Origin of the sequence: Sulfitobacter sp. 1A15106 (genome assembly GCF_043556995.1) — a bacterium.
GTDB classification, from domain to species: Bacteria; Pseudomonadota; Alphaproteobacteria; order Rhodobacterales; family Rhodobacteraceae; genus Sulfitobacter; species Sulfitobacter faviae.
The window spans coordinates 433,600-450,665 of the sequence record NZ_JBIFFM010000002.1 but is presented as its reverse complement, the minus strand read 5'-3'; the positions used below and the strand labels follow the sequence as shown (position 1 = coordinate 450,665).

Annotated in this window: 14 protein-coding genes; 7 read left to right on the top strand and 7 right to left on the bottom strand. The window is 64.6% G+C overall.

The window, feature by feature from the left end; genetic code table 11:
• Nucleotides 1-75 precede the first annotated feature (75 nt).
• Complete coding sequence (efp, locus tag ACGYKA_RS04800; protein ID WP_271689531.1) at nt 76-639, top strand: elongation factor P; 564 nt, start codon at nt 76-78, stop codon at nt 637-639.
• Between the two features lie 68 nt (nt 640-707).
• Here efp and ACGYKA_RS04795 read toward each other — a convergent pair whose 3' ends face one another.
• Nucleotides 708-1,454: a YgfZ/GcvT domain-containing protein gene (locus ACGYKA_RS04795; RefSeq protein ID WP_394414152.1), complete on the bottom strand. Its 747-nt coding sequence runs from the start codon at nt 1,452-1,454 to the stop codon at nt 708-710.
• A 64-nt stretch (nt 1,455-1,518) separates the two neighbouring features.
• On the opposite strand from ACGYKA_RS04795, the gene ACGYKA_RS04790 reads away from it, so the two are divergent.
• Complete coding sequence (locus ACGYKA_RS04790; protein ID WP_394414149.1) at nt 1,519-2,202, top strand: TIGR04283 family arsenosugar biosynthesis glycosyltransferase; 684 nt, start codon at nt 1,519-1,521, stop codon at nt 2,200-2,202.
• A 32-nt stretch (nt 2,203-2,234) separates the two neighbouring features.
• On the opposite strand, the gene ACGYKA_RS04785 is transcribed toward ACGYKA_RS04790, so the two are convergent.
• A complete protein-coding gene (locus tag ACGYKA_RS04785) occupies nt 2,235-4,091 on the bottom strand; it encodes an ABC transporter ATP-binding protein (RefSeq protein ID WP_394414146.1) in 1,857 nt (618 codons plus the stop codon).
• Nucleotides 4,092-4,324: 233 nt separating this feature from the next.
• Between ACGYKA_RS04785 and ACGYKA_RS04780 the strand changes: the two genes are divergently transcribed.
• Nucleotides 4,325-5,533, top strand: coding sequence for a pyridoxal-phosphate-dependent aminotransferase family protein (locus ACGYKA_RS04780; protein ID WP_394417682.1), 1,209 nt, complete (start codon nt 4,325-4,327; stop codon nt 5,531-5,533).
• Here ACGYKA_RS04780 and ACGYKA_RS04775 read toward each other — a convergent pair.
• Nucleotides 5,530-6,633, bottom strand: a complete 1,104-nt coding sequence (locus ACGYKA_RS04775) for a pyridoxal phosphate-dependent aminotransferase (RefSeq protein ID WP_394414140.1) — start codon at nt 6,631-6,633, stop codon at nt 5,530-5,532. The two genes, ACGYKA_RS04780 and ACGYKA_RS04775, sit on opposite strands and share 4 nt — an antisense overlap.
• 119 nt (nt 6,634-6,752) lie before the next feature.
• Here ACGYKA_RS04775 and ACGYKA_RS04770 point away from each other — a divergent pair, with 119 nt between their 5' ends.
• Complete coding sequence (locus tag ACGYKA_RS04770) at nt 6,753-7,544, top strand: crotonase/enoyl-CoA hydratase family protein (protein WP_394414137.1); 792 nt, start codon at nt 6,753-6,755, stop codon at nt 7,542-7,544.
• Between the two features lie 199 nt (nt 7,545-7,743).
• Here the strand turns inward: ACGYKA_RS04770 and ACGYKA_RS04765 are convergent, their stop codons facing one another.
• Together ACGYKA_RS04765 and ACGYKA_RS04760 are read right to left on the bottom strand one after the other, a co-directional pair.
• Nucleotides 7,744-10,677: a valine--tRNA ligase gene (locus tag ACGYKA_RS04765; RefSeq protein ID WP_394414134.1), complete on the bottom strand. Its 2,934-nt coding sequence runs from the start codon at nt 10,675-10,677 to the stop codon at nt 7,744-7,746.
• 89 nt (nt 10,678-10,766) lie between these two features.
• On the bottom strand, nt 10,767-11,207 hold the full coding sequence (locus ACGYKA_RS04760; protein WP_394414131.1) for an Lrp/AsnC family transcriptional regulator: 441 nt from the start codon (nt 11,205-11,207) through the stop codon (nt 10,767-10,769).
• Nucleotides 11,208-11,307: 100 nt separating this feature from the next.
• Between ACGYKA_RS04760 and ACGYKA_RS04755 the strand changes: the two genes are divergently transcribed.
• The 3 genes from ACGYKA_RS04755 to ACGYKA_RS04745 all read left to right on the top strand — a co-directional run bounded on the left by ACGYKA_RS04755 (nt 11,308) and on the right by ACGYKA_RS04745 (nt 15,929).
• Nucleotides 11,308-12,468, top strand: coding sequence for a type III PLP-dependent enzyme (locus tag ACGYKA_RS04755; RefSeq protein ID WP_394414128.1), 1,161 nt, complete (start codon nt 11,308-11,310; stop codon nt 12,466-12,468).
• A gap of 70 nt (nt 12,469-12,538) precedes the next feature.
• On the top strand, nt 12,539-14,836 hold the full coding sequence (locus ACGYKA_RS04750) for a xanthine dehydrogenase family protein molybdopterin-binding subunit (protein ID WP_394414125.1): 2,298 nt from the start codon (nt 12,539-12,541) through the stop codon (nt 14,834-14,836).
• The gene (locus tag ACGYKA_RS04745; protein ID WP_394414122.1) at nt 14,814-15,929 is read left to right on the top strand and encodes a DUF2235 domain-containing protein; all 1,116 of its coding nucleotides are present in this window, start codon (nt 14,814-14,816) and stop codon (nt 15,927-15,929) included. The genes ACGYKA_RS04750 and ACGYKA_RS04745 overlap by 23 nt, the downstream gene beginning before the upstream one ends.
• On the opposite strand, the gene ACGYKA_RS04740 is transcribed toward ACGYKA_RS04745, so the two are convergent.
• Nucleotides 15,902-16,288: a GFA family protein gene (locus ACGYKA_RS04740; protein WP_394414119.1), complete on the bottom strand. Its 387-nt coding sequence runs from the start codon at nt 16,286-16,288 to the stop codon at nt 15,902-15,904. The two genes, ACGYKA_RS04745 and ACGYKA_RS04740, sit on opposite strands and share 28 nt — an antisense overlap.
• Nucleotides 16,285-17,028 (bottom strand): rhomboid family intramembrane serine protease, encoded by a 744-nt coding sequence (locus ACGYKA_RS04735; protein WP_394414116.1) that lies wholly within the window; start codon nt 17,026-17,028, stop codon nt 16,285-16,287. Before ACGYKA_RS04735 ends, ACGYKA_RS04740 begins: the two co-directional genes overlap by 4 nt.
• Between the last annotated feature and the right edge of the window lie 38 nt (nt 17,029-17,066).

Here is a 17,066-nt window from a genome sequence, read left to right as displayed (position 1 = left end):
CTGCTTGCAGGGAACCATCCCTCTCGATATAGACCCGGACATCATATCATCAACCTTATGTCGTGGTTTTGTCACATGCCCAAGATTAACGGAAACGAGATCCGCCCCGGAAACGTCCTTGAACATAACGGTGGCCTCTGGGCGGCTGTGAAGGTCGATCACGTGAAGCCCGGCAAGGGCGGCGCCTTTGCCCAAGTCGAGATGCGCAACCTGCGCAACGGCTCCAAATTGAACGAACGCTTCCGTTCCGCCGATAAGGTCGAGCGCGTGCGTTTGGAGCAAAAAGACCAGCAATTTCTGTATGAAGACGACGGTATGCTGGTGGTGATGGACACCGAAACCTATGAGCAGGTGCAGCTGGATGCCGAGCTTTTGGGTGACACACGTCCCTTCCTTCAGGACGGCATGATGATCGTGGTCGAGTACCATGAGGCCGAGGCGCTGAACGCGCGTCTGCCGCAAAAAGTGGTCTGCAAAATCGCCGAGACAGAGCCGGTCGTCAAAGGCCAAACAGCGGCGAATTCTTTCAAGCCTGCTATCTTGGAAAACGGTGTAAAGATTTCCGTCCCCCCCTTCGTGGGCCAAGACGAAGACATCGTGGTGAACACCGAAACCATGGAATATGTCGAACGCGCCTGACGCGACGTCATCCAACGTAAGCTAAATCAGCCCCGGTTTTGCCGGGGCTTTTTGTTGTTCTGGCGCGCTCAGGCGGCAGGGCCGGGCCAAGTGACCTGCGCATCACCGGCCTCCATCGGGCCTTTGGCACGGTCGAACCGCAGATGCGCCAAAGCCTGACCGCCCGCTTGGGTGTAGAGCGTGCCCGCGGGTTTCCCCTCTGCCGTGATTGCCGTGCCGGGGGCGGCGCTGCCGCTGACCTCGACCCGGGTCAGCCCTTTGCGCAACTCGGTCTTGTGTTTCATCCGGGCGGTGACCTCTTGGCCGACATAGCAGCCTTTGCGGAAATCCAACCCGTTGATCCGATCAAACCCCGCCTCAAGGATAAAGGTATCGGGGGTGAGTTCGATCCCCGTCTCGGGGATCAGATGCGCCACGCGCAGGGCGTTCCAATCGGTCGCGTCCTCGGTTTGCGGCGTGTCGCGATAGGCGCGCCAGCCCATTTCGGGATGCCGCGGATCGGCTAAGGCGTCGTCGGGCGCAGGCCCGGTGCCGCGGTGCAGGTGCAGATCGCTGGGGGTGATCGTTACCTTGGCGCGCAGTTTATACATCGACAGCCGCTGGTTCAGCATATCGCCAAGGCTTTCATCCACGTCCAGCAGAACGTCTTCGCCATCGGCGATCAGAAAGAAATCAGCCATATATTTGCCCTGCGGCGTCAGCAGGGCGGCATAGACCGGGCCTTGGTCCAGTTTGCCGACGTCATTGGTCACGATTCCTTGTAAAAAGTCGCGGGTGTCGGGGCCGGAGAGGCGCAGAATGCGGCGCGGGGTCATGCGGGTGTCCTTTGATTGCTGGCCATGACATATAACCTGTCAAAGCCATCCAAAAGGGGCAACCATGCGCGCGCCGATCTCTGTCGTCATTCCTACCCTCAACGCGGCCACGGCGCTGCCCGCTTGCCTCGCCGCGCTTGTCGAGGGCTTGCAGGCCGGGCTGATCCGCGAGGTGATCTTGAGCGATGGCGGCTCCACGGATGGCACGCGCGCGCTGGCCGACGGCTGGGGGGCTGAGGTCGTCTCGGGCGCGCCCTCGCGGGGCGGGCAATTGCGGCATGGGTGCGACGGGGCGCAGGGCGCGTGGCTCTTGGTGCTGCACGCCGACACGGTGCTGGCCCCGGGGTGGAGCGATGCGGTGCAGGATCACATGGCGCGCAGAACCGAAGGCGCGGGGTGGTTCCGCCTGCGCTTCGATCAGCGCGGTTTGGCGCCACGGTTGGTCGCGGGCTGGGCGAACCTGCGCAGCGATCTTGGCCTGCCCTATGGCGATCAGGGGTTGCTGTTGCCCCGCGCGCTTTATGACGCGGTGGGCGGCTATCCCGATCAGCCGCTGATGGAGGATGTAGCACTGGCCCGCGCCCTGCGCGGTCGCTTGACCCGGCTCAATGGCGTCGCCGTGACCAGTGCTGAGAAATACCGCCGTCAGGGCTGGCTGCGGCGCGGGGGGCGCAACCTCTGGACGCTGGCGCGCTATGCGATGGGGGCCAGCCCCGAGGCGCTCGCCGAAAGCTACCGGCGTTCGTGAAAAGGGCGCGGGTTTTCCCACGCCCCGCGCATTCAGTTAAAGAACGCCGCCCCGATCCGTTGGAGCAGATTGGGCTGGCGCGCCCTTTCGCGGCGTTTCTTCGCGGAGAGGGCACTGAGGCCGCGGGCATCCGATACGGTTTTCCCGTCGCGATATTGCAGGCGGTAGAGGTCGGCATAGATGCCGCCGCGTTCCATCAGCTCGTCATGGGTGCCCTCATCGGTGACGCGGCCCCGGTCCATAACCACGATCTTATCCGCGCTGCGGATGGTCGACAGCCGGTGCGCGATGACGATGGTGGTGCGCCCTTTGGCGAGGCGATCGAGCGCGTCCTGCACGACCTGTTCCGATTGCGCATCCAAGGCGCTGGTGGCCTCATCCAGAAGCAGGATCGGCGTGTCGCGCAGCAGGGCGCGGGCGATGACCACGCGCTGGCGCTGCCCGCCCGACAGGGCCGAGCCGCGTGGCCCCACGCGGGTTTCCAGCCCCTGTTCCAACTGCGGCAGGAAGTCCGCCACATGGGCGGCTTTCAGCACACGGTCGAGCTCTTCATCGGTGACATTCTCTCGGCCCAGCACGATGTTCTCGCGCAGTGTTTCATCGAACAAAAGCGCTTCCTGCGTCACGACAGAGAAGAGGCCGCGCAGGTCCGGTATGGTCATCGCGCTGGTGTCGACCCCGCCGATCCGCACGCTGCCGCTTTGTGGATCCACCAGCCGGGTGAGCAGGTTGAAGATGGTCGATTTCCCCGCCCCCGAGGCCCCGACCAACGCGGTCGTCTGGCCCGCTTTCGCGGTCAGGTCCAAGCCGTTCAACACCTTCGTGTCGCCATAGGAGAGCGAGACATCCGTCAGGGTCACATCGGGCGGGCCATCGGGCGCGGCCTGCGCTTTGTCCGGGCTGCGCAGATGCAGGGGCGCGTCGAGCAATTCCTTGATCCGTTCCAGCGCGGCGGCGGCCATCTGCCATAGGCCGCTGATCGCACCAAGTCGGCGCAGGGGGGAGAACATGAACCCCAGCGAGGTGAAGAAGGTCATGAACTCACCAATGGTCTTATTGCCCGCGATGATCTCGGACCCGCCGTAGACGATCACGGCCATAAAGCCGATGCCCGACATGATGTCGATCATCGCCGGGATCGCGGAGTTGCCAAAGGCGGCACGGACTTCGGTGCGGATAAAGGTGCGCGTCAACTCGCGGTATTGGCGGGCTTGGTAGTTCTCTAGCGCGTTGAGCTTGATTTGTACGATGCCGTGGAAAACCTCGTCCAACCGTGTCGAGAGGCTGGCCCCGATATCGCGCGCCTCGCGCGAGCGGGCGCGGACGAAACGCTGGGCGATGGCGGCGGGCAGCACCATGAGCGGCACGCCGACCATTGCCAGAAGCGCCCAAATCGGGTCAATCGCGATGGCCACGCCCATGAGGATCACCAGCCCCACCAGATCGCGCCCCGCGCCGGTTATGAACGCCCGCCAAACATTACCTACCGCATTCACATCCGATTGCACGCGTTGCACCAGAAAGCCGGGCGGGTGGCTTTGGTGGAAAGCACCGTCTTGCTGCATCATCCGGTCGAGCAGGTCGATGCGTAGGTCCGCCGCCGTGCGTTGAGCGACGCGGGTCAGCAACACCTTTTGCACCACCGTGGCCAGCGCGCGCAGGGCAAAGATCGCCACCAGAACCAGCCCAACCCAGACCAGCGCACCTTGGTCGCCGCCGACGAAGACGCGGTCAAACATCGGCTCCATCAGTTTCGCCAGCACGCCCAGGGTCGAGCCTTCGATGATCATGAAGATCACCGCGATGGCCATCAGACCGGTGTGTTTCTTTAGATAGTCCCGCCAAAGCCAGCGCATCAACTGCGCGGAGGTGTAACTGTCATCATTCATACCGGTGCCTGATCCTTTTGGGCAGTCGGATCCCGTGTACGAAAGCCGCGCAGGCAGGGCAAGCCGTCGCGCGGGTCGGGCAAGGCGGGCAGGGGGTGGCCTGCGCGCGTGGAAGGGGGGCGCGGGGGCGTACCTTACCTAAGGTCCGATCGCGTGTTGACCCCGGCCTGCCGGGCAGTAAGCTGCGCGCGACCGTCCCCCGGTCACGCATTTTCAAAACGGCAGCCAATATCATGACAAAGCAGAATAAACTCGCCCCCGGTCGTTCGTACCTCGCCATTCCCGGCCCCTCGGTCATGCCCGATGCGGTGCTGAGCGCGATGCACCGCGCGGCTCCCAATATCTATGAGGGCGAGTTGGTCGAGATGATGCCTGCACTGGCCGCTGACCTGAAGCGCGTGGCGCGTACAGATCGTCATGTGGCGATGTATATCAGCAACGGCCACGGCGCTTGGGAAGCCGCGCTTAGCAATGTCATAGCCCCCGGCGACCGGGTCTTGGTGCTGGCCACGGGGCGTTTCGGTCATGGCTGGGCCGAAATGGCAACGGGGCTGGGGGCGGAGGTGGATATCCTCGACTTTGGCCGCAACGCGCCTGTCGATCTCGCGCAGGTGGCCGAGCGTTTGAAGGCCGACAGCGGCCACCAGATCAAGGCGGTGATGGCGGTCCATGTGGACACCTCAAGCTCGGTCCGCAACGATGTGCCGGGTCTGCGCCGCCTGTTGGATGAGGCGGGCCATCCCGCGCTCTTGATGGCCGATTGCATCGCGTCATTGGGTTGTGAGCGCTTTGAGATGGACGCTTGGGGTGTCGATGTCATGGTCACCGCTTCGCAAAAGGGGCTGATGGTGCCGCCGGGCATGGCCTTCGTCTTTTTCAACGACCGGGCCGAGGAAGCCCGTGCGCGTCTGCCCCGCGTGAGCCGCTATTGGGACTGGTCGCCGCGTGCCCATGCGCAGGAGTTTTATCAATACCACGGCGGCACGGCGCCGACGCATCACCTCTACGGCCTGCGCGCCGCCCTCGACATCATCCATGAAGAGGGGATCGAGCAGGTCTGGCAGCGCCATGAAGCGCTGGCCCGTGCGGTTTGGGCGGCCTGCGAGGCGTGGTCGGCGGAAGGCAGCCTGCGGTTCAACATCGAAGACCGCGCCCTGCGCAGCCATGCCGTCACCGCGCTGCGGCTGCAAGCGCCCCATGCGACCGAGTTGCGCGATTGGGTGCAGGGCAATCTGGGGCTGACACTGGGCGTGGGGCTGGGCATGGCCCTGCCGGGGGAGCCCGCGTGGCACGGGTTCTTCCGCCTTGGCCATATGGGCCATGTGAATGGCCATATGATCATGGGGCTGCTTGGCGGGATCGAAGCCGGGCTTTCGGCGCTGAAGATCGACCACGGGCCGGGCGCCTTGCAGGCGGCGGCGGAGGTGATCGGCGGGGCTTAAGCCCCGCGCGCGTCCGTTAAGGCTTCGGGCAAGGCGGCGGCGAAGTGATCCAGCTCTTCCACTGTGCTGCAACTGATGCGGATGCAGCGGTTTTGCGGGGCGGCAAAGGGCATCCGCACGAAGATCCCCCGCGCCACCAGTGCGTCGAGAACCGCCTTGGCGAAGGCACCATCGCGGCCACAATCGACGGCGACGAAATTGGCGGCAGAGGGAAGGGTGCTGAGCCCGTTTTCTTCGGCGATTTGGGCGATCCGGCGGCGCGCCTCGGCGATCTTAGTCTGAACCTCTTTCAGGTAGCTCTGATCCTGCACCGCCGCCAAAGCCCCCGCCTGCGCCGCGCGGTTTAAGCCAAAGTGATTGCGGACCTTGTGAAAGGCGGTGATCAACTCGGGCGCGGCGATGGCATAGCCGATCCGCGCCCCGGCAAGGCCGTAGGCTTTGGAGAAGGTGCGCATCCGGATCACCCGTGGGTCATCGGCGGCAAGCGCGGGCGCGGTGCCCTCGGGGGCGCATTCGATATAGGCTTCATCCAGCAACAGCAGGCTGCCTTGGGGCAGATCGTCGAGCGCGCGTGCCAGTGCCGCGCCCTCGTGCCAAGTGCCCATCGGGTTGTCGGGGTTGGCGAGGTAAACGATCTTCGCGTCCACCTCCGCCGCTTTGGCGAACAGCGCCGCGGGGTCTTCGTGATCGTCGCGGTAGGGGACCTTGTGCAGCACGCCGCCAAAGCCCGTGACGTGGTAGTTGAAGGTCGGGTAAGCGCCTTCGGAGGTCACCACCGCATCGCCTTCGCCCACCAGCAGACGGACGAGGTAGCCCAGCAGCCCGTCAATGCCTTCGCCGACGATGATGTTCTCGGGCGCGATGCCGTGCAGTTCGGCCAGCGCCGCGCGCAACTCTACGCTTTCGGAATCGCCGTATTTCCACATTTCGGTCTCTGCCATGGCCGCGATGGCGCGGGGCGAGGGGCCAAAGACGTTTTCATTGGCGCCAAGCCGCGCTTTGAACGGGCGGCCAAGGACGCGCTCCTGCGCTTCGGGGCCCACGAAGGGGACATTGGCGGGCAGGCGTTGGGCGAGGGGGGTGAGGCGTGCATATGTCATGCGCCAAGGTGTAGGGGCGGGCCCGTAAGAGGGCAAGTGCCGCAGCACCTGCCGCCACGTTTTGCTGGTGCCGCGCGGTGATCTGCGCTGAACTGCGCCAAACATTCAGGAGAACAGCCATGCCCCGCGTCACCACCCGGATCGAAGACCATATCGCCCATGTGACCCTCACCCGCGCCGACAAGATGAACGCGGTGGATGATGAGATGATCGAGGCGATCATCGCGGCAGGGCAGGAGGTTGCGGCCTCGGACGCCCGGGTGGTGCTGCTCTCGGGCGAGGGCAAAGGCTTTTGTGCGGGCATTGATATTGGCGGGCTCTCGGGGATGCTGGGGCAGGATGTCGAGGCGTTGATTATGCCCCGCAGCCATGGCGAAGGCACGACGAGCAAATGGCAAGAGGTGTCGATGGTTTGGCACCGTTTGGAAATCCCGGTCATCGCGGCGCTGCATGGGGTGGTTTTTGGCGCCGGGATGCAGCTGGCGCTTGGAGCGGATATTCGGATTGCCGCGCCGGATACGAAGCTCGCGGTGATGGAGATGAAATGGGGCATCGTGCCGGATATGGGCGGTATGGTGCTGCTGCCGCGGCTGGTGCGCTCGGACGTGTTGCGGCGGTTGACCTATACCGCCGCGCCGGTGGACGCCGCGCAGGCGGAGCGTTGGGGGCTGGTGACGGAAGTCGCCGAAGACCCGCAGGCGGCGGCGCTGGAACTGGCGCAGGTGATCGCGGGCAAGGGGCCGAATGCGATCCGCACGGCGAAGCGCTTGATCGGATATGCGGAGTCGGGGGCATCGGATGCGGATGTGCTCTTGGCCGAGTCGCGTGAGCAGGCGGCGCTGCTGGGCAAACCCGAGCAGATGGAAGTGATCGCGGCGGAGTTCGGCAAGCGGCCTGCGGTGTTCAAGTAAGCCGGCAAGCGCGGCATTGGCCTTGCGCCTGACAGCCCGGAATCAAGGCCGCAGGCCGCCGGGCAGCGCCAGACCGCCCGGACGGGCTGGCGCTTTGGCTAACGCAGTACATTCCTGCGAACTTGGCATAAACGTGGAGAGATAAACTGCCCCCTTTGCAGCGCCATCCCGCGGTCTGGCGCTGCCCGGCTTGTTGGTCTCAGCCCAGTTCCGCCAGCCGGTCCAGTGCGGCCTGCAACTGGTCCGCCTCTTCCTGACGCGCCGCGAGGTTCGCCTGCGCTTCGGCCACCACCTCTTCCGGCGCAGATGCCGCGAACTTGGGGTTATTCAACCGCCCCCTCAGCCCACCGATCTCCTTACCCAGCTTGTCGAGCGATTTCTGCAGACGCGCCTTCTCAGCATCAATGTCGATGAGACCGGCCAAGGGCAGGCCGAAGCTCGCCCCCGGGGCGGCGATTGAGACGGTGCCTTTCGGGAAGCTGTCGGCTTTCTCAAGGCTCTCGACCCGCGCCAGGCGCTTGATCATCACCTCGTTCCGGTCCCATGCGCCTTGTGCTGCCTCGTCCATATCGGTCACCAGCATCGGCACCTTCAGCCCGGCGGGCACATGCATCTGCTGACGCGCGGAGCGGATGCTCTCGATCAGGCCGATCACCCAATTGAGCTCCCGGTCCGCGTCGGCATCGAGCAGATCGGCGGTGGTGTAGGCGGGCCAATCGGTGAGGGCCAGCAGCTCTTCGCGCTTGGCGGTGGTCTGCCAGAGCTCCTCGGTGATGAAGGGCATGATCGGGTGCAGCAGGATCAGGCATTGCTCCAGCACCCAGGCCATGGTGGCGCGGGTTTCCGCAGCCTCGGGCGCGTCGTCCTGCAACAGAGGCTTCGACAGCTCCACGTACCAGTCGCAGACCTTGCCCCAGACAAAGGCGTAAAGCGCATTGGCCGCGTCGTTGAAGCGGAAGTTGCCGAGTGCGGCGTCAACTTCCTCGCGCACCCGGGCGGTCTCGCCCACGATCCACTTGTTCAGCGTCGCGGTGGGCTGCGGCATCCCGGCGGGCATGGCCTCAAACACGCCGTTCATCTCGGCGAAGCGATGCGCGTTCCACAGCTTGGTGCCGAAGTTGCGATAGCCCGCGATGCGCTGTGTCGAGAGCTTCAGGTCGCGCCCCATGGCGGCCATGGAGGTCAGGGTGAAGCGCACCGCATCGGCGCCGTAGTCGTCGATCAGCTCCAGCGGATCGAGCACATTGCCCAAGCTCTTGGACATCTTCTTGCCCTTCTCGTCGCGCACCAGCGCGTGGACATAGACGGTGTCGAAGGGTTTCTGATCGACCACGGCATATTGCATCATCATCATCCGGGCGACCCAGAAGAAGATGATGTCAAAACCGGTCACCAGCACGGAGGTGGGGAAGTATTTCTCCAGCTCAGCGGTTTGCTCGGGCCAGCCAAGCGTACCGATGGGCCAGAGGCCGGAGGAGAACCATGTGTCGAGCACATCAGGATCGCGGCGCAGGGTCTTGCCGGGGGCCATGGCCTGCGCCTCTTCCTCGGTCGGCGCGCAATATTCGTTGCCCTCGTCGTCGAACCAAACCGGAATCTGATGTCCCCACCAAAGCTGACGCGAAATGCACCACGGCTCGATGTTCTCAAGCCAATGGAAATACACCTTGCGGTCTTGTTCGGGCAGGATCGTCACTTCTCCCGAGCGCACGGCGTCGATGGCGGGCTGCACGATCTTGTCGGTGGCGACGAACCACTGGTCGGTCAGCATCGGCTCGATCACCACCTTGGAGCGGTCGCCGAAGGGCTGCATGATCTTCTTGGCCTCGACGAGCGGCACAAGGTTCTCTTCCTCGGTGCGCATCTCGCCGCCTTCGCCGGGCTCGACGGGGGCCTTCTTGGCGGCGCGGCCAAGGCGGGGATCGGTCGCTTCGGTCATCACGGCGAGGCCCTCGGCGGTCACGTCCTCGACCACGCGCTTGCGGGCCTCGAAACGGTCGAGGCCGCGGTAGGCTTCCGGCACGAGGTTGATCTCGGTCGCGTCCTCAGGAGCGGGCTCACGGCCTTCCGCGATGGCCTTGGCGCGGGCGGCGGCCTCTTCGTAGGGCAGGCCATCGGCGCGCATCCGGCCTTGCGTGTCCATCAGCGCGTAGAGCGGGATGTTGTTGCGCTTGGCGACGCCGTAGTCGTTGAAGTCATGCGCGCCGGTGATCTTCACAGCACCCGAGCCAAAATTCTTGTCCGGATATTCGTCGGTGATGATCGGGATGAGGCGGCGCTGCTCTTTCGGACCAACAGGAATTTCGCAGAGTTTCCCAACGATTGAGGCGTAACGCTCATCCGATGGATGAACTGCAACGGCGCCGTCGCCGAGCATGGTCTCGGGCCGGGTGGTGGCGATGGAGATATAATCGCGCTCTTCCTCAAAGAGCACGTTGCCGTCCTCGTCTTTCTCCACGTAGGTATAGGTTTCACCGCCCGCGAGGGGGTACTTAAAGTGCCACATGTGGCCGTCGACCTCGATGCTCTCGACCTCGAGGTCGGAGATCGCGGTCTCGAAATGCGGGTCCCAGTTGACCAGCCGCTTGCCGCGGTAGATCAGCCCCTTGTTGTACATGTCCACGAAGACCTTGATCACGGCGTCGTGGAAATTGCCCTCTTCACCCTCGGGCGCACCCGGCGCGCCGGACATGGTGAAGGCATTGCGCGACCAGTCGCAGGAGGCGCCGAGACGGCGCAGCTGGTCGATGATCGTGCCGCCGGATTTCTGCTTTTGCTCCCAGACCTTGGCGGTGAAGGCCTCACGCCCCAGCTCGCGACGGCCCGGCTGGCCGGTGGCGGCCAACTCGCGTTCCACCACCATCTGCGTGGCAATCCCCGCGTGGTCCTGACCCGGCTGCCACAGCGTGTCGAACCCCTGCATCCGGTGCCAGCGCACGAGGATGTCCTGCAACGTGTTGTTGAAGGCGTGCCCCATGTGCAGCGAGCCGGTGACATTCGGCGGCGGGATCATCACCGAGAAATGCTCGTCCCGCTGCGCGTTCGCGCCGGCCTTGAAAGCGCCCTTGGTCTCCCAATCGGCGTAGATGCGGCTTTCCGCCTCGGCGGCGTTGAAGGTCTTTTCGAGTGCCATGGTCATGATCCCTTTTGTTGCGCCCCGTTTAGCGCTCTGGCGCGGTAAGGGAAAGACCCCTGACAGGGGGTGAGGCGCGGGGGCAGGGCTTAGCCGCTGCGGTCGATCTTGGTGCTGAGGTGGATAAGGCTCTCACTGCCCTTGACGCCGCGGGTCTCGCCAATGCGGTCAAGGGTCTCGTCCAACTCCTGCGTGGTTTGCGCCGCGATCTGCACCAGCAGGTCAAAGCGGCCCGAGGTGGTGTGTACCACTTGCACCGCAGGCAGGCTGCGCAGCCGCGCCAAGACCGCGGGGCCCGCGCGCAACTCGATATTGACCAGAGCCGTGGCATGCAGCGGCGCGCGGGCCCTCTCGCCTAAACACAGCGTATAGCCGAGGATGGCGCCGCAGCGTTCCAACCGTTCTAGCCGGGCTTGAACGGTGGTGCGGGCAAGGCCCAGACCGCGCGCCAGATCGGCGACCGGCTGGCGGGCATTGGATTGCAGCGCCACGATCAAAGCGCGGTCGGTATCGTCAAGTTGTGCTGTCATGTCGTCACTTCGCCCAAAGTTCGCATCACTTTAGGCGGTATGACACGATGAATCGACCGAAATTCACGCTTCACTGGAGAAAAGCAGTAAAGAGGCCTCCATGCAGCATATCGCCCCCCTTTCCGACAGTCCCGCAGCCTATCTGGCGAAACACAGCCCCGACGCGCCGGTGTTGTTTCTGGCCCCTTCGGTGGTGCAGGCCGCCGCGCGGCGGTTTCAGGCGGATTTCGACGGGCTGGTGACCTATGCGGTCAAGGCGAACGACCGGGCGGAGGTGCTGTCGAACCTTGTCGCGGCGGGGATCACCACCTTCGATGTCGCCTCCCCGGCAGAGATGGCGGCGGTGCGGGCGGTCTGCCCGCAGGCGGTGCTGCATTACAACAACCCCGTGCGCTCGGCCTCCGAGGTGGAGGCCGGGATCGCGGCGCGGGTCTATAGCTGGTCGGTCGACGATATGTCGGAACTGGCCAAGCTGCGCGACGTGCCACGCGACAATGAGGTGGCGGTGCGTTTCGCCTTGCCGGTGAAGGGCGCGGCCTATGATTTCGGCTCGAAATTCGGCGCGGCCCCTGAAGAGGCGGCGGTGCTGTTGCGCGCTGTGGTCGAGATGGGGTTCACGCCGTCCATGTGTTTCCACCCCGGCACGCAGTGCAACGATCCGCAGGCTTGGGTGCAATATGTCCATGCGGCGGCGGATATTCTGCGCATGGCCGGTGTCTCGATCAACCGGTTGAACATTGGCGGGGGCTTTGCCGTGGACCGCGGATTTGATGCGCCAGACCACCGAGCCGTCTTCGCCGCCGTCAAAGCGGCGCTGGCCGAGAGCTTTGGCGCGGATGCGCCTGCGCTGCTCTGCGAACCGGGCCGGGCGATGGTGGCCGATGCCGCCGTGTTGGCCACCCGCATCAAGGGGATGCGCAACGACGGGCGCACTGTCTTTCTGAACGATGGTATCTATGGCGGGCTGCCTGATCTGCGCGACATGGGGCTTTCGGGGCTTGTCGATGTGGTCGGCCCCGATGGCATGCGGCGTCAGGGGGCGGCCAAGCCGCGTGTGGTCTTCGGCCCGACCTGCGATTCGCTGGACCGTCTGCCCGATGGCCTGCCGCTGCCCGAAGATGCGCAAACCGGGGATTACCTCTTGTTCGGCGGCATGGGGGCCTATTCCATCGCTATGTCGACCGCCTTTAATGGCTATGGGTTGGCAGGGGTGACACTGGTTTCAAGCCTTGAAGGCGCGCTTACCCGCAAGGCGGCCTGAGCCTCTGGACACTGGCGGCGCGCCCGCTACTGTTGCGCTGAAAGAGGCAGGGCAGCAAGGGCGGTGTCAGATGGAAAAGTTCGGGAAAAGCCAACCGGTCAAACGGGTGGAAGACCACCGCTTCCTGACCGGTGCGGGCCGCTATGTCGATGATATCGCCCCCGCCAAGGCGCTGCATGGCGTCTTTTTCCGCGCGCCCGTGGCTCATGGGGTGATCACTGAGTTGGACGTAGCTGACGCCCGCGCGGCGGATGGCGTGCATCTGGTGCTGACCTGCGCCGATCTGGAAGCGGCGGGAATGAATATCGCCTTGCCGCATACGGTCGTCGACAACCGCGATGGCAGCAAAGGGGCGGCGCCGCTGCGCCCGATGCTGGCCAAGGACCGCGTGCGCTATGTGGGCGAGCCGGTGGCGCTGGTGGTGGCCGAGAGTTTGCAACAGGCCCGCGACGCGGCTGAGATGATCTTTTTCGAGGCCGACGATCTGCCCGCCAAGATGGATGTCGCCCCGGGCGGTGAGACACTGCACGCAGAGGCTCCCGACAACCGCGCCTTCGACTGGCATATGGGCGATGAGGCCAAGGTCGAGGCGGCTTTTGCCAAGGCCGCCCATCGCGTCAAGCTCGAGGTCGGGGACAACCGCATCATCGTCAACTCCATGGAGCCGCGTGGCTGCTATGCCGAATGGACCGAGGGCCGGTTGCATGTGGCGCTGGGCGGGCAGGGCGTCTGGGCGCATAAGGGGTTTCTGACCAAAGCCTTTGGCCTGCCCGAAGACGCGGTGCGCGTCACCAATCCCGATGTCGGCGGCGGTTTCGGCATGAAGGCGATGACCTACCCGGAGTATTTCTGCGTGGCCCAAGCCGCGCGGGCGCTGGGCCGTCCGGTGCGCTGGATGTCAGAGCGGACCGAAGCCATGCTCACCGACAACGGGGGGCGCGATCTGGTGTCTTGGGCCGAGTTTGCCTTTGACGAAAACCACAAGATCACCGCCTACCGTGTCGATACATGCTGCAACCTTGGGGCCTATAACAGCCAGTTCGGCCAGCCGATCCAGTCGCAGCTCTTCTCCAAGGTCTTGATGGGCGTCTATGACGTGCAGGACACCTATCTGCATGTTGAGGGCTATTACACCAACACCGCGCAGGTCGACGCCTATCGTGGTGCAGGGCGGCCCGAGGCGATCTATGTGTTGGAGCGGTTGATGGACCGCGCCGCGCGTGAGTTGGGCGTCGATCCGTGGGAGTTACGGCGGATCAACTTCATCAAGCCTGAGCAATTCCCCTATACCACTGCCACGGACGAGCTTTACGACGTGGGCGATTTCGCGCGGCTGTTGGCCCGTGTGGGGCAAGAGGCCGACCGCGACGGTTTTGCCGCGCGCCGGGCGGCGGATGCCAAACGCGGCCTGCTGCGGGGGCAGGGGCTGTGTTACTATATCGAGAGCATTTTGGGCGACCCCTCCGAAGGGGCCAAAGTGGTTTTCGAGGGCGATGGCCGGGTGACGATCTATGTCGGTACCCAAAGCAACGGACAGGGGCATGAGACGGTCTATGCGCAGTTCCTCTCGGACCAGACTGGCATCCCCGCCGAGCGGATCGACGTGGTGCAGGGCGATAGCGATCTGATCAAGAAAGGTGGCGGCACCGGCGGCTCGCGCTCGGTCACCACGCAGAACACGGCGACCTTGGCCACCGTGGCGAAGATCACCGAAGTCTTCACCGCCTTTCTGGCCGAAGAGTTGGGCGTTGCCGCTGCGGATATCACCTTTGACGATGAACGCTTTCGCGCGGAAGGGTCGAACATTAGCCCGACCATGCTGGAGGTGGCCGAGATGGCCCGCGCCAAGGGCCGGGACGATCTGCTGAGCCACCACGAACGCGCCAGCCTGCCGGGGCGCAGCTATCCCAACGGGGCGCATGCGGCCGAGGTGGTGATCGACCCCGAGACCGGGGTCGTGACGCTTGACCGCTACACGGTGGTCGATGATTTCGGCAATCTGATTAACCCGATGCTGGCCGAGGGGCAGGTCCATGGCGGGGTGGCGCAGGGCATTGGCCAAGCGGTGCAGGAGCGGGTGGTCTATGACGAGGACGGCCAGCTTTTGACCGCCACCTTCATGGATTACGCCATGCCCCGCGCAGCGGACCTGCCGATGATCTCCTTCACCTCCGAACCGGTGCCCTCCACAGCCAATGTCATGGGCATGAAGGGCTGCGGGGAGGCGGGCACCGTTGGTGCCTTGGCAGCGGTGTCGAATGCGGTGCAAGATGCCCTGTGGGAACGCGGCGTACGGCAGGCGGATATGCCGTTCACCCCGCACCGGGTCTGGGAGGTGCTGCAAGGTGCCGCAATCGCAGCCGAGTAAAACCCTGTTCCAACGGCTCTTCGGGCGGTTCTGGCGGCGGCCTGAAAGCGACTTCGGCCCGCGCCGGGGGGCTGTGACCCATGTCATCATCCTCGACGGGACCATGTCCTCGCTCGAACTGGGGCGCGAGACCAATGCGGGCATTGCCTATGGCCTCTGCCGCGAGATGGGCAGCGCCCTGTCGATCTATTACGAGCCGGGGCTGCAATGGCGCGATTGGCGCAGCGCTTTGGATGTGATCTTGGGCCGCGGGATCAACCGGCAAATCCGCCACGCCTATGGATATCTCGCCTCGCGCTACCGACCCGGAGATCGGATTTTCCTGTTGGGCTATTCGCGCGGCGGCTATGCGGTACGCTCCCTCGCCGGGGTGATCGAGCGTGTGGGGCTTCTGCGCGCCGAGGTGGCGACAGAGCGTAACATCCGCGATGTTTACCGCCATTATGAGGCGCATCATCTGAGCAAGGCGGGCGAACTCTTTGCCCGCGCCAACTGCCACCCCGAGGTTGAGATTGAGGCGATTGGCGTTTGGGATACGGTCAAGTCGCTGGGCCTCAACGCGCCGCTGTTCTGGCGGTTCTCGCAGCCGCTGCATATGTTCCACAACCATGACCTCAGCCGCAACGTGAAGAACGGCTTTCAGGCGCTGGCCCTTAATGAGACCCGCGTCGCCTATGCCCCGGTACTATGGACCACGCCCGAGGGCTATGACGGGCGGCTGGAACAGGTCTGGTTCCCCGGCACCCATGGCGACGTGGGCGGCCAGTTGGGCGGGCATGAGGCCGCGCGCCCCTTGGCCAATATCCCGCTGGTCTGGCTGCTGTCGCGGATGGAGGAAAGCGGCCTGCCACTGCCCGCAGGCTGGGCCACGCGGTTCGATCAAGACCCAGCCGCCCCCTCCATCGGGCGCTGGCGCGGCTATGGGAAGATGCTGGTGACCCGCCGACGCCGGGTGGTGGGCGCGGATCCGTCCGAGCGGCTGCACGAAAGCGTGGAGCAGCGCCGCGAACAAGCCGCGCCACAACCGGGGCTGCTGGCCCGGATGCAGGGTGTGATCTCCGGCCTTCAGCCGGGGTCACGGTCCGAGGGGTGATTGATGCCATCGCTATAGGGCAGCGGCTCCATCTCCCAAGGCAAGACCCCTTCAATCGCACCAAGGTTCACGCCGCATTCATCGGGGTCCGAGCGGCGGCGGTGGTGGGTATAGATGCCGCAGGTCTTACAGAAGTAGTGCTGCGCCGTATGGGTGCCCCATGTGTAGCGCGTAAGATTCTCGGCCCCTTTCAGCACGGTCACCGTCTCGGCCAGCGTGGTCACTGTGGCGGCGGCACGGCGGCGACAAAAGGAGCAGGTACAGCGCGCGGCCGAGGCCAGACCGCGCGGAAACAGCGCTTCGATCACCACGGCCCCGCAGTGGCACGAGGCTCGGCGGGTTTCAGAGGTTTCGGTCATTTGCGTCTCACTTTCGGAATGCGGCTTTCGCTCAGGTCATAGTCTGCGGCGGCATGGGGCGGATGGCCGTGGGTTTGCCGCCAAAAGGCAAAGCCGCCCCGCCGCAGCCAGAGCGGCAGGGTCAGCAGTAGCCCCGCGATGAACCCGCCCGCATGGGCCCAGTAGGCCACCCCGCCGGTGCCCGGTGTGGCCCCGATCCCGCCAATGAATTGCATGCCGAACCACAGGCCCAGCATGATCCACGCCGGGATCGCGAAGATGCGGAAAAACACGATAAAGATCACCAGAATGTCGACCTTGGCACGGGGGAAAAGCAGCAGGTAGCCCCCCATGACCCCCGCAATCGCGCCCGAGGCGCCGACCATAGGCACCCATGACAGCGGCTCTGTCACGACTTGGCCCAGCCCCGCGGCGATGCCACAGGCAAGGTAGAACAGCAGATAGCGCCCGTGGCCCAACTCATCCTCGACATTATCGCCGAATATCCACAAAAACAGCATATTACCCGCCAGATGCATCCAGCCGCCATGCAGGAATTGCGAGGTGATGAGGCCGAAAAACCCCTCCCCATGGCTCAGCCGCGCGGGCAGCAGGGCGTAGCTGTAGTAAAACTCGGCCAAGGCGCGCTCATCCGCCATCAGCGACAGGGAAGACAGGAACACCCCGATGTTGAGCGCCATCAGCGCATAGGTGACGAAGGGCGTTCGGCCCGAGGGGTTGTGATCGCGGATCGGGAACATGCGGGCCAGCCTTTGCCAAGTCGTCCGCAGCGTCAAGC

Excerpts from the sequence above, each read along its gene's own strand:
- efp (WP_271689531.1), top strand. The coding sequence starts at position 76 with ATGCCCAAGATTAACGGAAACGAGATCCGCCCCGGAAACGTCCTTGAA.
- ACGYKA_RS04795 (WP_394414152.1), bottom strand. The coding sequence starts at position 1,454 with ATGACCCCGCGCCGCATTCTGCGCCTCTCCGGCCCCGACACCCGCGAC.
- ACGYKA_RS04790 (WP_394414149.1), top strand. The coding sequence starts at position 1,519 with ATGCGCGCGCCGATCTCTGTCGTCATTCCTACCCTCAACGCGGCCACG.
- ACGYKA_RS04785 (WP_394414146.1), bottom strand. The coding sequence starts at position 4,091 with ATGAATGATGACAGTTACACCTCCGCGCAGTTGATGCGCTGGCTTTGG.
- ACGYKA_RS04780 (WP_394417682.1), top strand. The coding sequence starts at position 4,325 with ATGACAAAGCAGAATAAACTCGCCCCCGGTCGTTCGTACCTCGCCATT.
- ACGYKA_RS04775 (WP_394414140.1), bottom strand. The coding sequence starts at position 6,633 with ATGACATATGCACGCCTCACCCCCCTCGCCCAACGCCTGCCCGCCAAT.
- ACGYKA_RS04770 (WP_394414137.1), top strand. The coding sequence starts at position 6,753 with ATGCCCCGCGTCACCACCCGGATCGAAGACCATATCGCCCATGTGACC.
- ACGYKA_RS04765 (WP_394414134.1), bottom strand. The coding sequence starts at position 10,677 with ATGGCACTCGAAAAGACCTTCAACGCCGCCGAGGCGGAAAGCCGCATC.
- ACGYKA_RS04760 (WP_394414131.1), bottom strand. The coding sequence starts at position 11,207 with ATGACAGCACAACTTGACGATACCGACCGCGCTTTGATCGTGGCGCTG.
- ACGYKA_RS04755 (WP_394414128.1), top strand. The coding sequence starts at position 11,308 with ATGCAGCATATCGCCCCCCTTTCCGACAGTCCCGCAGCCTATCTGGCG.
- ACGYKA_RS04750 (WP_394414125.1), top strand. The coding sequence starts at position 12,539 with ATGGAAAAGTTCGGGAAAAGCCAACCGGTCAAACGGGTGGAAGACCAC.
- ACGYKA_RS04740 (WP_394414119.1), bottom strand. The coding sequence starts at position 16,288 with ATGACCGAAACCTCTGAAACCCGCCGAGCCTCGTGCCACTGCGGGGCC.
- ACGYKA_RS04735 (WP_394414116.1), bottom strand. The coding sequence starts at position 17,028 with ATGTTCCCGATCCGCGATCACAACCCCTCGGGCCGAACGCCCTTCGTC.